This window comes from Pseudomonas entomophila, from assembly GCF_013523125.1.
Classification (GTDB): Bacteria; Pseudomonadota; Gammaproteobacteria; order Pseudomonadales; family Pseudomonadaceae; genus Aquipseudomonas; species Aquipseudomonas entomophila_B.
The window spans coordinates 223,737-238,572 of the sequence record NZ_JAAMQJ010000001.1 but is presented as its reverse complement, the minus strand read 5'-3'; the positions used below and the strand labels follow the sequence as shown (position 1 = coordinate 238,572).

Annotated in this window: 12 protein-coding genes; 8 read left to right on the top strand and 4 right to left on the bottom strand. The window is 64.5% G+C overall.

Going from position 1 to position 14,836, the window contains the following annotated elements:
- The first annotated feature begins 55 nt into the window (after positions 1-55).
- The 5 genes from fghA to G7007_RS00980 are packed head-to-tail and all read left to right on the top strand — an operon-like array spanning position 56 to position 8,172.
- Positions 56-886: an S-formylglutathione hydrolase gene (gene fghA, locus G7007_RS01000; protein ID WP_011871465.1), complete on the top strand. Its 831-nt coding sequence runs from the start codon at positions 56-58 to the stop codon at positions 884-886.
- A gap of 16 nt (positions 887-902) precedes the next feature.
- Complete coding sequence (locus G7007_RS00995; RefSeq protein ID WP_011871464.1) at positions 903-2,210, top strand: NAD(P)/FAD-dependent oxidoreductase; 1,308 nt, start codon at positions 903-905, stop codon at positions 2,208-2,210.
- Positions 2,211-2,261: 51 nt separating this feature from the next.
- Positions 2,262-3,575, top strand: a complete 1,314-nt coding sequence (locus G7007_RS00990) for a replication-associated recombination protein A (protein ID WP_023106336.1) — start codon at positions 2,262-2,264, stop codon at positions 3,573-3,575.
- 54 nt (positions 3,576-3,629) lie between these two features.
- Positions 3,630-5,495: a Na+/H+ antiporter NhaA gene (nhaA, locus tag G7007_RS00985; protein ID WP_011871462.1), complete on the top strand. Its 1,866-nt coding sequence runs from the start codon at positions 3,630-3,632 to the stop codon at positions 5,493-5,495.
- A 25-nt stretch (positions 5,496-5,520) separates the two neighbouring features.
- A complete protein-coding gene (locus G7007_RS00980; protein ID WP_020924950.1) occupies positions 5,521-8,172 on the top strand; it encodes an excinuclease ABC subunit UvrA in 2,652 nt (883 codons plus the stop codon).
- Between the two features lie 80 nt (positions 8,173-8,252).
- Here G7007_RS00980 and mobH read toward each other — a convergent pair whose 3' ends face one another.
- Positions 8,253-10,097 (bottom strand): MobH family relaxase, encoded by a 1,845-nt coding sequence (gene mobH, locus G7007_RS00975; RefSeq protein ID WP_009876620.1) that lies wholly within the window; start codon positions 10,095-10,097, stop codon positions 8,253-8,255.
- A 305-nt stretch (positions 10,098-10,402) separates the two neighbouring features.
- Between mobH and G7007_RS00970 the strand changes: the two genes are divergently transcribed.
- The 3 genes from G7007_RS00970 to G7007_RS00960 are packed head-to-tail and all read left to right on the top strand — an operon-like array spanning position 10,403 to position 11,583.
- A complete protein-coding gene (locus G7007_RS00970; protein ID WP_009876619.1) occupies positions 10,403-10,720 on the top strand; it encodes a type II toxin-antitoxin system PrlF family antitoxin in 318 nt (105 codons plus the stop codon).
- Positions 10,720-11,178, top strand: a complete 459-nt coding sequence (locus G7007_RS00965) for a type II toxin-antitoxin system YhaV family toxin (RefSeq protein WP_009876618.1) — start codon at positions 10,720-10,722, stop codon at positions 11,176-11,178. Before G7007_RS00970 ends, G7007_RS00965 begins: the two co-directional genes overlap by 1 nt.
- Positions 11,179-11,205: 27 nt before the next feature.
- Complete coding sequence (locus G7007_RS00960; RefSeq protein WP_011871459.1) at positions 11,206-11,583, top strand: DUF3742 family protein; 378 nt, start codon at positions 11,206-11,208, stop codon at positions 11,581-11,583.
- 13 nt (positions 11,584-11,596) lie between these two features.
- Here G7007_RS00960 and G7007_RS00955 read toward each other — a convergent pair whose 3' ends face one another.
- From G7007_RS00955 to G7007_RS00945, 3 genes are read right to left on the bottom strand one after another with little or no spacing between them, the layout of a single operon-like run.
- Entirely contained in the window at positions 11,597-13,114 is a 1,518-nt protein-coding gene (locus tag G7007_RS00955; RefSeq protein WP_009876616.1) for a conjugal transfer protein TraG N-terminal domain-containing protein, read from the bottom strand.
- 15 nt (positions 13,115-13,129) lie between these two features.
- Positions 13,130-13,474, bottom strand: coding sequence for a hypothetical protein (locus G7007_RS00950; protein ID WP_020924952.1), 345 nt, complete (start codon positions 13,472-13,474; stop codon positions 13,130-13,132).
- Between the two features lie 11 nt (positions 13,475-13,485).
- Entirely contained in the window at positions 13,486-14,823 is a 1,338-nt protein-coding gene (locus G7007_RS00945) for an integrating conjugative element protein (RefSeq protein ID WP_009876614.1), read from the bottom strand.
- Between the last annotated feature and the right edge of the window lie 13 nt (positions 14,824-14,836).

Genomic DNA, 14,836 nt, shown 5'->3' with positions numbered 1-14,836 from the left:
GCTGCCGTCCTGGCGCGCGAGAGCTGCGCCGTTCCTTTGAACATAGGAGAACTACATGGAACGCATCGAACATCACGCCAGCTTTGATGGTTGGCAGGACGTTTATCAGCATGAATCCACGACGCTCGGTTGCACGATGAAGGTCGGCGTCTATCTGCCTCCGCAGGCACAGCACGGCAAGGTGCCGGTGCTGTACTGGCTTTCAGGCCTCACCTGCACCGAGCAGAACTTCATCACCAAGGCCGCCGTCCAGCGCTACGCGGCCGAACATGGCATTGCCGTCGTCGCGCCCGATAGCAGTGCTCGCGGCGAAGGCGTTGCCGACGATCCTGCCTATGACCTCGGACAGGGGGCGGGTTTCTACGTCAACGCCACACAGGAACCCTGGGCTGCGAATCATCGGATGTACGACTACGTCGTGCAGGAATTGCCGGCGCTGATCGAGGCCCACTTTCCCGTGACAGCGGAGCGGAGCATCAGCGGCCATTCCATGGGAGGACACGGCGCTCTGGTCATCGCCCTGCGCAACCCGGGCCGTTATCGAAGCGTCTCGGCCTTCTCGCCCATCGTCGCCCCCACCCAGGTTCCCTGGGGGCACAAGGCCTTCGAGGCGTACCTGGGCAGCGATCGGGAAGTGTGGAAGCAGTACGACACCGTGGAGCTGATTCGCACCGTGCAGGAGCGTTTGCCGTTGCTGGTTGATCAGGGCTTGGGCGACGAGTTCCTGGAGAGCCAGCTTCAGCCCGACCTGCTGCGCAAAGCCTGCGACGAGACGGGGCACCCGCTCACGTTGAATCTGCGCCCAGGCTACGACCACAGCTACTACTTCATTGCCAGCTTCATTGGCGAGCATATGGCACACCACGCATCGGCGCTGAAACGCTGAGAGAGGAGATCAGGTCATGACAAAGACCTCCAAAAACCGACATCACGTCGTCATTATCGGAGCGGGCTTCGGCGGGATCGAGGTTGCCAACCAGCTTGCTGGTGTCGAGGTCGATGTGACGATCATCGATCGGCGCAATCATCACCTGTTCCAACCCTTGCTTTACCAGGTCGCAGGTGCGTCACTTTCGACATCCGAGATCGCCTGGCCTATTCGCTATCTCTTCCGAAATCGCCCGGAAGTGAACACCTTGATGGCGGAAGTGGAAGGTATCGACCAGGACGCGCGTCAGGTCATTCTCAACAATGGAATGCGGCAAACCTACGACACGCTCGTGCTCGCGACAGGTGCTACCCATGCCTACTTCGGACACGACGAATGGGGGGCTTTCGCGCCGGGGTTGAAGACGCTGGAAGATGCCACGACCATTCGGGGCCGAATCCTCGCGGCTTTCGAGGAAGCTGAGCGCACGAGCGATCCTCAGCAGCGTGCCGCGCTGCAGACGTTCGTCATCATCGGTGGTGGTCCCACCGGGGTTGAATTGGCCGGAACCATCGCCGAGCTGGCACGAGACACGCTGGCGCGTGACTTCCGCTCGATCGACCCGAGCACATCGCGGGTTGTACTGATCGAGGCTGGCCCGCGTCTGTTGTCGGTCTTTCCAGAGGATCTTTCGGCCTATACGCGCCAGGCACTCGAAAAACTCGGGGTCGAGGTCGTGCTGGGTACTCCGGTCACCGAATGCTCGGCCGACGGCGTGGTGTATGGCGGCAAGCCCCTTTCGGCCAAGACCATCGTCTGGGCCGCCGGAGTCCAGGCGTCTCCCGCGGCTCGCTGGTTGGGCGCTGCGTCTGATCGTGCTGGTCGAGTGGTCGTTGGCCCTGACCTGACGGTGGCCGGTCGCCCGGAGGTCTTCGCCATCGGCGATACAGCCTCGTGCACCATGGCCGATGGGAAGCCCGTGCCGGGCATCGCCCCGGCCGCCAAACAGCAAGGGAAGTACGTCGCTAACCTGATTGGACGGCGTTTGAAGGGCAAGCCCGCTGACGGGCCTTTCAAATACCGGCATCAGGGGAACCTGGCCACCATCGGCCGCAGCCTGGCGGTGATTGACATGGGGCGGGTGAAGCTGCGTGGTGCCTTTGCGTGGTGGATCTGGAAGCTGGCGCACATCTACTTTCTGATCGGCACGCGAAATCGTCTCAGTGTCGCTTTGAGCTGGGTATGGAACCACAGCATCGGCTACCGCGGCTCTCGCATCATCATGCATGCGATTGCCGACAAAGAGCCCACGGCGTTGGATAAATCCGGCTCTCTGGATTGAGGTGCCCACCTTATCGGAACGTCAACTATCAGAAATGCCAGGGAGAGGAACTTGACCGATCTATTCACGACAAAGCCCAAGCCTCCCTTGGCCGAACTCCTGCGGCCCAAGACGCTGGACGAATTCGTCGGGCAACGGCACTTGCTCGGCCCCGGCAAGCCGCTGCGTCTCGCGTTCGAGGCGGGCAAGTTGCACTCGTTCATCCTCTGGGGGCCGCCAGGCGTGGGCAAGACCACCCTAGGGCGCCTGGCCGCCAGTGCGACCGACAGCCGATTCATCGCCATCTCGGCCGTGCTGGCCGGGGTGAAGGACATCCGGCAAGCCATCGACGAGGCCCAGGCCGAACTGGACAACCATGGTCGATCGACGGTGCTTTTCGTCGATGAGATCCATCGCTTCAACAAGGCGCAGCAGGATGCCCTGCTGCCCCATGTCGAGTCGGGGCTCCTGACCCTGGTGGGGGGGACGACCGAGCATCCGGGGTTGGCGGTCAATTCCGCACTGCTCTCGCGCGCGCAGGTCTATACCCTCGAACCGCTGTCCAGCGACGAACTGAACCAACTCTACGAACGCGCACTGCCGCATCTCCAGGGCGTCACGTTGGACGCGGACGCGCTGGATCTGCTCAAGGGCTTTGCCGATGGCGATGGCAGGCGCTTCCTCAATCTGCTTGAGCAGGTGACGAATGCGGCGTCGGGCGCTGGCAAGACCGTGGTCGATGGCCAGTCCGCCAAGCTGTCCACCAGTCCATCGCTGCGCAGGTTCGACAAGGGCGGTGACGAGTTCTACTGGCAGCTCTCAGCCTTCCACAAGTCGCTACGGGGCTCCGACCCTGATGCGGCCCTGTATTGGCTGGCCCGCATCCTTGACGGTAGCGGCGACGTCAGCCAGGTGACCCGCCGCATGGTGGTAGTGGCCAGCGAAGACATCGGCAATGCCGACCCGCAGGCGCTGCAACTGGCGCTCAATGCCGCGCTGGCTTATGAGAGGCTGGGTTCCCCCGAAGGCGAAATACCGATTGCCCACGCGGCGACCTACCTTGCTGCCGCCCCCAAGTCGAACGCTGCCTATGCCGCCTGGAACAAGGCGAAGACCTTCGTCAAGAACAGCGGCTCCCTGCCTGTGCCTCTCCATCTTCGCAATGCGCCGACGAAGCTGATGCAGCAGATGGGGTATCACGAAGGCTACCGCTACGCTCCTGACGAGCCCAACGGCTACGCCGCTGGGCAAAGCTACTTTCCCGAGGGCGTGGCGCGGCCGGGCTGGTATCAGCCAACGGACAGAGGTGTTGAGCGCAGGCTGGGAGAATGGCTTACTTGGCTGCGCTCGCTGGATGATGGGACGCTGCCAGAGGCGGACGCCTGACCGGTCGCCTCCGAAACCTGCCCATCGTGATCTCACAAACTACAGGATAAGCACATGCCAGCCTCTTCTTTTGGTGAGTCCTCGGCGCATATCAGACGGAGACGCGTTGCCCACTATCTACGCACGGAGTCTGGCGCTGCGGTGCTGCTGGTGATCGTCACGGTTGTGGCGCTCGTGTGGGCGAACTCGCCGCTATCTAACGCCTATTTCGAGTTGTGGCACCTAGACGTCGGGTTCAACTTCGGGCCACTGCGCCTACACATGGATCTGCATCACTGGGTCAACGACGGCCTGATGGTCGTCTTCTTCTTCCTGATCGGACTGGAGGTGCGTCAGGAGTTCGCCCACGGATCGCTCCGTGACCGCAGCCGTGCCCGCCTCGCCCTGATCGCGGGGGTCACGGGAGTCGTGCTTCCCGCGCTGGTGTATGTCCTGATCGTGAAACTAGCCGGAAGTGAGGGCCTGCACGGGTGGGGTGCGGTGGTCGGCACCGATACGGCGTTCATGCTGGGCACCTTGGCGATCGTCGGCCCGCGGCTATCGGGTCAGTTGCGCGTGTTCCTGCTCACCCTGACCGTGGTCGATGACTTCCTCGCAGTGTCCATCATCGGCATCGTCTATAGCGAGGAGATCCGGATCGTCCCGTTGCTTATCGCCCTCGCCAGCCTCGTTGGATTGTGGTTGTTGGGGCGCACCCGCCAGTGGCGGGCGACGCCGTATGTGTTGATCGTGATCGTGCTGTGGTTCGCAACCGTGTATTCCGGCATCCATGCCTCCCTCGCCGGGATGGCCGCGGGGCTGCTGATCCCCGCCTATGCGACGCAACGTCACGGGGTCGTTGCGGCAAGACAGTTGTTCCGTGACTTCTGGCAGTCGCCGAGTGCCGCATCGGCCCGCGCGGTGGACTGCGGGCTGTCCCGGGGTATCTCGGTGAACGAGCGATTGCACGAGTTCCTGCGGCTGCCGACGGCGCTGCTGATCGTGCCGATCTTCGCCTTGGCGAACGCCGGGGTGGACGTGCGTGGCGGGCTGCTCGCCGAGGCCTTTGGCTCGCCAGTCACGTGGGGCGTCATCGCAGGGCTCGTGCTCGGCAAGCTCTTGGGCATCGGGCTCACCACGCTCGTCGCCGTCCGTCTCGGCCTGGGCCGGCTGCCCGAGGGCGTCGGGGTGGGGAGCGTGTTCGGTGGGGCGGCGCTGTCCGGGATCGGCTTCACCGTGTCGCTGCTGATCATCGGGCTCGCGTTCGGCACGACCTCCGACCTGGGCCGCCAGGCGACGGTCGGCGTGCTCGTGTCGATGGTGTTCGCCACGTTGCTCGGGTGGCTGATCTTCAAGGTCGCCGCCCAGCGGTGGGGTGAGAAGACCGCTGACCTGCCGATGGTGCTTGAGCCGCCGGTCGATCCGGAGATCGATCACATCCGCGGGCCGGAGGACGCCCAGCTCACACTCGTCGAGTACGTGGACTTCGAGTGCGCGTACTGTGCGCACGCCACCGGTTCGTGGGACGATCTTCGCGCCCACTTCGGTGACGACCTGCGGTATGTGGTGCGCCATCTGCCGCACCACCCGCACGGGCCGATTGCCGCGCGGGCGTCCGAGGCAGCGGCGAACCAGGGGATGTTCTGGCCGTGGCTGGACTTCGTGTTCACCCGTCAGCATGCGCTGGAGCGCGAGCATCTGATCGGCTACGCCGCCGAGCTTGGGCTCGACGTCGAACGGTTCATCGCGGATCTCGACAGCCCTGCGGTGATCGAGCGTGTCGAGCGCGACCTCGCCAGTGCGGTCGCCAGCGGTGCGCACGCCACGCCGACGTTCTTCGTCGAGGGTCGTCGTCTGCGCGGCAGCTACGACGCCCGCACTGTCACCGCAGTGCTCGAAGCCAGCCGCCGCGGCACCCGAACTCAGGAAGTCCCGTCCTGAGCGGGACGAACTACAGGATAAAAACTTGCCAAACAATTCTTTCGGTGAATCCTCTTGTACCGCTGCGGCCAGCGGCATGGTGGAAGTGCGCGGTGCGCGCGAGAACAACCTCAAGGAGGTGGACGTCTCCATCCCGCGTAACGCGCTGGTGGTGTTCTCGGGTGTCTCCGGCTCCGGCAAGTCCTCGCTGGCCTTCGGCACCATCTATGCCGAGGCCCAGCGACGCTACTTCGAGTCGGTGGCCCCCTATGCGCGGCGACTGATCGAGCAGGCCGGCGTGCCGGACGTCGATGCGATCGACGGCCTGCCGCCGGCGGTGGCGCTGCAGCAGCAGCGGGGCTCCAGCAACGCGCGTTCCTCCGTGGGCAGTGTGACCACCTTGTCCAGCCTGGTGCGGATGATGTATTCGCGCGCCGGCGCCTATCCGGCCAACCAGCCGATGCTGTACGCCGAGGATTTTTCGCCCAACACGCCGCAGGGAGCGTGCCCGACCTGCTACGGCCTGGGCCATGTGTACGAGGTGACCGAGGCCATCATGGTGCCCGATCCCTCCCTGAGCATCCGCGAGCGGGCGATCGCCTCCTGGCCCCCCGCCTGGCAAGGCCAGAACCTGCGCGACATCCTGGTCAGCATGGGCTACGACGTTGACCGACCGTGGAAGGACCTGCCGAAGAAGGATCGCGACTGGATTCTGTTCACCGAGGAAACACCGACGGTGCCGGTGTACGCCGGCTTCACGCCCGCCGAAACCCGCGCCGCGCTCAAGCGCAAGATGGAGCCGAGCTACATGGGCACCTTCACCGGCGCCAGGCGCTACGTGCTGCACACCTTTGCCAACACCCAGAGCGCGTTGATGAGAAAGCGCGTGTCCCGGTTCATGGAGGGCAAACCGTGCCCCACCTGCCACGGCAAGCGGCTCAAGCCCGAGGCGCTGTCGGTCACCTTCGCCGGCGTGGACATCGGCGCGTTCATGCAGATGCCGCTGGACCAGTTGGCGGCCTTGCTCGAACCCATCGCCCAGGGCGATTTCCGCGCCCATGCAGCGGGGGCGGCTACGGACAAGGAAGCGACCCGACGCGACCGTGCCGAACGCGCGGCCTCCGGCCGCGCCGTCCATGCGGTATCGCCCGACGTGCGCCGCACCTCGGCGCTATCGGAAGAAAAGCGCCTCGCCGCGCAGCGCCTGGCCGGTGGCGTGATGGCACGCCTGCGCCAACTGCGTGGGCTGGGCCTGGGCTACCTGACGCTGGACCGGGCCACGCCGACGCTTTCGGCCGGCGAGTTGCAGCGCCTGCGGCTGGCCACGCAATTGAGTTCCCTGCTGTTCGGTGTCGTGTACGTGCTCGACGAGCCCTCCGCGGGCCTGCACCCCTCCGATAGCCAGGCCCTGTACGACGCGCTCGACCGGCTGCGCGACGCCGGCAACTCGGTGTTCGTGGTGGAGCACGACTTGGACCTGATGCGCCGCGCGCAATGGCTGGTGGATGTCGGGCCGGATGCTGGGGAGCGTGGCGGCCGCGTGCTCTACAGCGGCGAGCCGGATGGCCTGCGCAAGATTGCCGAATCGCGTACTGCACGCTACCTGTTCGATGAGATCCCCGCGCCGGGAAGCCGGGCACGCGAAGCGACCGGCTGGCTGGAGCTGCAGGACATTCACCGCCACAACCTGCATGGCGTGAATGCGCGCATTCCGCTGGGCGTGCTGACGGCCGTCACCGGCATCTCCGGCTCGGGCAAGTCCAGCCTCGTCGCGCAGGCCCTGCCGGAGCTGGTGCTGCTGCACCTGGGCCACGAGCCGGAAGACGATGTAGCCGAAAGCGCCACCAGCGAAGGGCCGGCAGTGATCGAAGCGACCGGCGGCCATCTGGCGGGCGACGTGGACGCCGTACAGCGTCTGGTGCAGGTGGACCAGAAACCGATCGGGCGCACGCCGCGGTCGAACCTGGCCACCTACACGGGCCTGTTCGACCATGTGCGCAAGCTGTTCGCTGCCACGCCCGATGCTCGACGCCGCCGCTATGATGCCGGACGGTTCTCGTTCAACGTCGCCAAGGGGCGCTGCGAGACTTGCGAGGGCGAGGGTTTCGTTAGCGTGGAACTGCTGTTCATGCCCAGCGTGTACGCGCCGTGCCCGACCTGCCATGGCGCGCGCTACAACGAGGCCACGCTGAAGGTGCAGTGGAACGGGCGCAACATCGCCGAGGTGCTGCAGATGACCGTGGACGAGGCCAGCGAATTCTTCGCGGGTGAAGACGCGGTGGCAAGGCCCCTGCAACTGCTGCGCGACATCGGACTGGGCTATCTGCGCCTGGGACAACCAGCCACTGAGCTTTCCGGTGGCGAGGCGCAGCGCATCAAGCTGGCGACCGAGCTTCAGCGCAGCCAGCGCGGCCGAAGCCTGTACGTGCTCGACGAGCCGACTACCGGGCTGCATGCGTCGGACGCCGACCGGCTGCTGGTGCAGTTGCAGCGCCTGGTCGATGCCGGCAATACCGTAGTGATGATCGAACACGATATGCGCGCGGTGGCCCAGGCCGATTGGGTGATCGACGTGGGGCCTGGTGCAGGCGCTGCCGGCGGCAGCATCGTGGTGGCGGGCTCCCCTCAGCAGGTGGCCCGAACGTCTGGCAGCAGAACCGCTCCGTTCCTTGCACAGGAGTTGGCGCGGGCCGAGTAGCTCAGTTCGCCAAATGTTGCCAATTTTCGCGGGGCATTGATCGTCGCCACACGACGGTGGCGATCAATGCCCGAATCGCGTCATCCTTCCTGAGTCAGAGCAAGATAGGGATTGTTGGGCGGTATTTCGGCGAGTGCCAAGGACCCATCTTCGAGGAGGTAGCCATGCAGTCGGCGGGACTTCCTCGGGCCCGTGACTTCACAGGTCCAAATGTTCAGGCCATTGGGCTGCTTTCGATGTAGCTGCAGCTTCTCGAAGCGCTTCTGCACCCACTGCCAATCCTGTTGATTCTCCTGCTTGGCGAGTGCGGCCACTTCGGGATGCTCCTGCGCATAGCGTTGGAACACACCCGGGCTGACCAGGTAGGCCGTCTCATTCACCGTATGCACGAGTGCCTTCGCGTCGTTGATGATGAGCCGTCGTGAGGCGATTCCCTGCTTCAGCCAAACCATGAACTGTTCCCCGGATGGCTTCGTTGCCGATGACCCAGGCGTAGGCGCGGGTGCAGGTGCAGGCGATGGAATGGACGTCGCGGCTGTTGCTGGCGCGGGGGTGTGGAGGAACTCCTCGGCATCCTGGCCAACGCCGGCCGACTCACCCAAGCCCACCATCGCGAGCAAATCCTCCATGACGTCGGGCACGGGCTGGGCTGCGGGCGGTGAAACGATGGTGGTGCTGTCGCCCTCCCAAATCGGAGGCTCTTGACCTCCCTGCGCTGGGTTCACCGAGACGGTAGGCGCGGGAGCCGACATGCAGGCGTCGTTTTCCGCGGGCGTCGCGTCGATCTCTACCGTGCCCGCGAAAGGTGCTGGTCGCTCGCCAGACTCCCAGATCAGCGCGGGAGCGAGACGCAACAGGGTGAACGAATGGGACCAGCCGGTCGTGCTGGTCACGGTCGCGCGCCAGACCGCTTTGCCGTCCGAGGTGGGCTGGAGCATGCCGTGGTCTTGCAGCACGTTGAACACGGCGGTGTTGTTCGCAGGAATGCCATCGATCCCCTGAGACAGGAGGTGTGCGCGCAGTTTGTCCGAAACCGTCTTGCTCACCAGCCACAAACCATCCTCGGTGAGCCAGCCATCGGAGGCTTCCGGCTGGTTCAGCTTCAACTCTTCCTTGAGCAGATAACGCAGCCCGTCGAGCAGCTTGCGTTGCAGTGCGTGCTTGGGTGCTGCCATGACGCGGGCCGGATCACCACCCAGCTCCTGAGCCACAGAAGCGCGATCAGCCTGCACGACAAGCTCGCCCAGGACCCCGGCATGCTCGTACTGTCCGGCCAAGACGTAGAGCAGCGGGGCCCATAGCGCCGGGTAGCCACTGAGCCAGTCCAAGACGTGCCGATCGAGCAGTTGGCGGTAGAGCAGACCTGTTGCAGCACTATGCAAGCGGTATTCACGATCCTCACGATAGCGGAAGCGGTACGGCTGGAGCAGCGGCCCGTGCCAGGGATGCCAGGTGTTGCCGTCGGCGAGTTCGACGTGCAGATCGACAGCGATCTTGCCGATGTCGTGCAGTAGTGCCGCGTAGGCGACGGCGGCGGTCCAGGCCTCGGACTGCGCCGCCTGGTCCTCGGGGCTGGCACCGATGGGCAGCAGATGGGACTGGCGCAGCTTCAGGCTGTAGGCGACGATTTCCAGGCCGTGGTCGAGCATGCCGCCCGGGTAAGCGTGATGGTGGCTTTCGGAAGCGGGAAATTGCTGGACCAGCTCGGCATATCGTTCCAGCGGCGTGCGGTACAGGGTGACGAACTGCTTGCGCGAGAGGGAGGTGCGCTGCCAGATGTATTCCAGCAGCTTCTGCCGGCGCGGCGTGGCCAGCAGCGATGCGGCCGACTCGGGCCGCAGCAGCCCTTTCGGGAGATCGAGGGCGGGCGCTGGCGACGGAGCGGCAGCGACCGGAGGTCGTTTCCGCTGGAACAGAAAGAGCATGCGGGTGTCCTGGTGGTGGGCCGAGCGGGGGGCCTTTTCGCCTTTTCGAGGTAGGGCCTTTCCCCTTGCACCCCATTCCCTTGCCCTTTCGGCCCTTTAGCCTTTAACCATTTGGGTATAGGGCGTGGGGCATTGACCGTCCACGGCCAATGCGAGGTTCGGCGGGCCGGATTGATGCGTGAAGGCTTGGTGTTCCCGCCCTACGATGGGCCGATTCTTGGACTCGGGAGGACGCCATGAGACCCCATATTGACATGGTAAGGAATATTCCTTACCATCAGGGCATCGCTATTAGGAGAACGGCCATGCCTGCCATTCATGAAGTTGCCACGCTGACCTCCAAAGGCCAGATCACGCTGCCCAAGCCCATCCGGCAGGCGCTCGGTGTCGATGCCGGCGGCAAGGTTGCGTTCGACCTGCGTGACGGAGAAGTCGTCGTGACCCGTGCCGACGCCGAGCACGAGGACCCCGCCATCGGTGCGTTCCTGAGTCTGCTGGCCCGCGACATCGAGGCGGGCCGGAACGTCCATGGTCTGCCCGAGGATCTAACTCGCGCCATGCTGGAGCAAGCGGGTCACGGCGTGAAGCTGGACGAGGAAATCGACGGCGAAGTGGAACTCTGATGCAACGGCATGGCTGGGCATTGCTGTTCCACGACTGTGTGATCGAGCAGTTGCAGAAGCTGCACGCAGCCGCACGGCGCGCGCAGGAGAACGACCCGGAGGGCTTCGAGTCCAACGCCAACGTCAAGCTCTTCCGGGCCTTGAACCAGTTGATATTAGATGTGGTGCCCGGTGATCCGGCACGCGACGAGTACCGCCAGGGCAACACCCTGGGGCTGGCCCACCGGCACTGGCGAAGGGCCAAGATCGGAAGGCGGTTCCGGTTGTTCTTCCGGTACGACTCGAAGGCCAAGGTCATCGTGTACGCCTGGGTCAATGATGAGCAGACCTTGCGGTCTTCGGGGAGCAAGTCAGATCCCTATGCCGTGTTCGAGAAAATGCTCGGACGTGGAAATCCACCAGACGATTGGAACGTATTGGTGCAGGCAAGCAAGCAGGATTGGAGCAAACTGGAATAGGCATTCCTCATGTAGCAGGAGACGACCATGAACACGACAACCCGCATCAGCACCGCAGAACGCCTCGGCCGCAGCGTTGGCCGTGGATGGCGCGCCTATGCGCGCGGCGAGCGAAGGTTGTCGTGTTGGCTCGCCTCCAAGGGGATGCCGCTTGCCGGGGCCACCGTGCTCGTATGGGTAGTGAAGCTGGTCGCGCTGGGATTGCTGTTCTACGCCGCGTTCTGGCTGGCGTTGGTGCTTCTGGTTGGGGTTGCCGCAGCATGGACGGCCAGCAATTCGACGGTCAATGATGATCGCTGGACGCAACCGGACGAACTGCGAAACGGCGAGGCAGGCTTTGGCCTGTATTCGTCCAGCGGTCAGCGGATCGACCCGCACGACCCGAACGATCCGTTCAACGACTGAAATGGGCGACCGATCAAAGCACCTTGCCGGTAACCTTGTTTACGCCTGATCCCGCGCTGTCGCGTGCTTCCTTGGAACCGACAGCCAGGTTCTGAGCGATTACCCCGGCTTTTACTCCGACCCACCCAAGCGCTGCCACCCAGAAAGTCGGCAGGACCAAGAACATCGTGCCGGTGACGAACATCAAAAGCATGTCGCCGAAGGCATTGTTCAGCCCCACCAGCGGGTCGAAGTTGGTATGCGGCCGGTTCCAGCCAAAGCCCCACCCGTAGAGCGCATCGAGGATGGTGCTGTCGATCCAGCGTGCGAGCTGAAACCAGAAGTCCGTGAAGAACAGCGCGAACTGGACGGTGCTGACGGTGACGACCATCTTCAGGTCATAGGTGCCCACGACCAGCACTAGCGGAATGCAGATCACGAGCGCCATCTTGAGCAGCGCGAGCACCATGGGCAGTGCTTGGCGCACTACGTCCATTGCCGGGAAGGCGGCGAGAGCCCCAACCGCCAAGCCAACATCGCTGGTGGCACGGTTGACGACATTGGGCAATGTCTTGTCGATCTGACCGCCGTAGTCCGTATAGACGCTGCCTTGGTTCAATTTCTGCTGCCGCGGTGACGCGATGGCGCGGATCACGGAGTCGTCCACCTCGGCCCGGCTCAGGAATCCAGCCCAGCCCGCCAGGCGATTCAGCAGGCTTGGGTCCACTTGCCCCAGCAGCCGCGCGCGCAGTCCGTTACTGCCGTCGGACCACCACTGCCTGCAGGTCGGGTAGCCGCCACCATTGGCAACCTGCGCAAGCCCAGCGTCGCGGGTGTCGTCATAGGGCCATGCCTCGCGCGCCGTGCTAGAGCGGTAGCTGTCGTAGTAACCGCCCGTGTCCGTGAAAAACCTCGAACCGATCCAGGTCACATCGTTCATCTGCGTTTCGTCCAGCTCCGGCCGCGCCATGAACAATTTGGCGCGAGCCGGTCCATAGCAATCGTGCGTGAAATCCGCCACTTCTTGGGCCAGCACCGGGTCGTCGATGCGTGTGGCATCGATCTCCATCCGCATCTGCCGCAGATCCGTGCCGCACGGGATCGCAGCCACCGAGGCGCTCGTGACGGCGCGCGAAAGCGCGTGCATGAAAGCCCACCAGACCGGAACCTTCGCCGACTGGTTGTTGATGGTGCTGAAGGACTGCGACCAGCCAGTTTGCGCGGGCTGCGGCACGCTGACCTGGCACTGCGCCGAGCGCGAGCTGTCGTACTGGATAGTGCTGAGGTCGACGTCGATGAACGGAATGCCGGCGAACATCACGACCACGATGGCCACAAATACTCGGTTCTCGATGCGCGCCGCCGAGAGCACGCCCTTGTTGCCTTCGTCGGCGCCCTCCGCTCTGGCCTTGAGCCATTCCTGGATGACGATCGCCACAAAGGGCAGCGCAAACACCCCGCTGGACACCAGCACGGCCCAGATGCCGTTGTTGACGATCCAGGACACGAGGGTGAGGTAGTACTCCAGGTAGTCGGTCGTGAAAAGCGTCATTGCCTCGATCTCCCCTCAAGCGGCCTGCATCAACAGGCTGGCTTCGAGCGCCACAATGGCAAGGACGCCGGCGACCTCTGCGCGGATCAGCCGACGTCGCGCCTGCGTGCTGTCTTCGCGGGCCAGCAGCCGACGGCGCATCCAGACCCATCCATAGGCCGTACCGCCGTACAGGCACAGTCGCCAGATGAAGAAATACCCTGCGGACGCCGCCAGCCACCGCTCCCAGGCCGCGACACTGCCGACCAGGTAGATGCCCGCGACGTTGGCCCCTACGGCGGCGGCCACGACCAGCACAAGCCATAGCAGGGTTTTCGCCGCGTGCCGGCTGAACAGCCAGCGTAGTGGACGCCAAGTCATGCGAGCCTCGCTCATGGCCGACCTCCCGGATTGCCCTTCTGGAGTTGGTCGAGACGGTCGGGCACCGGATCGCCCTCGTAGATGCCGCGCGAACCCGAAGCGCGCGTGCTATGGCGCTGAATGATGGCCATCGGCGAGTTGTTGGCCAGCTCGCGGCGCAGTTCCAGTTCCGTTTTGAGGTTCTGGATCTCGCGGTCGAGCGTATCGCTCTCCTTGTTCACGGCCTCCACCGCAAGCTCGTTGGCCGCGACGTTGGGCTCTTTCTTGCCCGTGAGCAGCGTGCGCTGTAGCAACAGCGCCTTCTCCAGCACGGAGGACAGCGCGACCTCGGACGCCAGGCGCTGCGACAGCAGGTGCTGGTCCGGCTCGTCACGCAGCGCCTCGATCACGCCGCGGGTGATGGGCAGCGATGCACTGCCAGCCTCGCGCAGGTTCTCGGGCGTCGTGTTCTTCGCCTTGGACACCAGATCCTGGAGCGCCTGCAGCTTGGCGTCGTATTCTTCTTGGATCAACGGCGTCAGCCCTACGCCGGGCGTCGTCTCGGTCTTGGTGCAGGCATCGCAAGTGCGCTGTTCCTTCTCGCCGAGTACGCGCGTGGCCCACTCGACGGCGGCCTGCGGCGAGGTCCAGGTCTGGCACGAGAGACTGCTGCAACTGGTCGGTGCGATGGACGATGTATCGGTCACGCCGCGGCCGTTGACCAGGTTGTAGCCGGCGCGGGTGACATCGCCGACGACCTTGATCGCGGGCTGGCCGGAGCCTCCCGCGTTGCTGCCCCCGACCCACGGCACACCGTCATTGCCGCGGCGCGTCTCGGCCTGCTCGACGGCCGAGACCGCATCCGTGCTCGACACCGCATCGCGCAGCGCCAAGCCTTCTGCCATCTGGCTCCAGCCGAGCTGCCCGCCCGCCGTCTCGGCCATCCTCTCCGCCATGGCACGGCACGTCAGCTTGGAGCGGTCGAAATCGAGCCGTGCCTGCAACACGCCATTGGTGAGCAGGTTGTAGAGGCCGGGATCGGCCCGCTGAATGATCAGTGCCGGCAACGACGCCACCGCGCTGGTGGCGCTTTGGATCACCGATGACATGATTTGCTGGAAGCCGTTGGTGACGCCGTTGAGCTGATTCTTCAACGTGGTCTGGATGCTCATGTCACCGCAGATCAAGTTGCTGTTCCAGCCCACGCCGACCCCGAGAGAGCGCATGCCAGCCGCACGTCCCATCGACACGGCGTTTCCGCCGCCGATCGAGTACATGACGTCATCGCCGATGACACTGCCGCCGGTCTGGTAGCCCAGTTGGCTCCAGGCCACACCGCTCGTCAGCGCGAGCGCACCGGCCACCGCCATGACGATCCTCGTG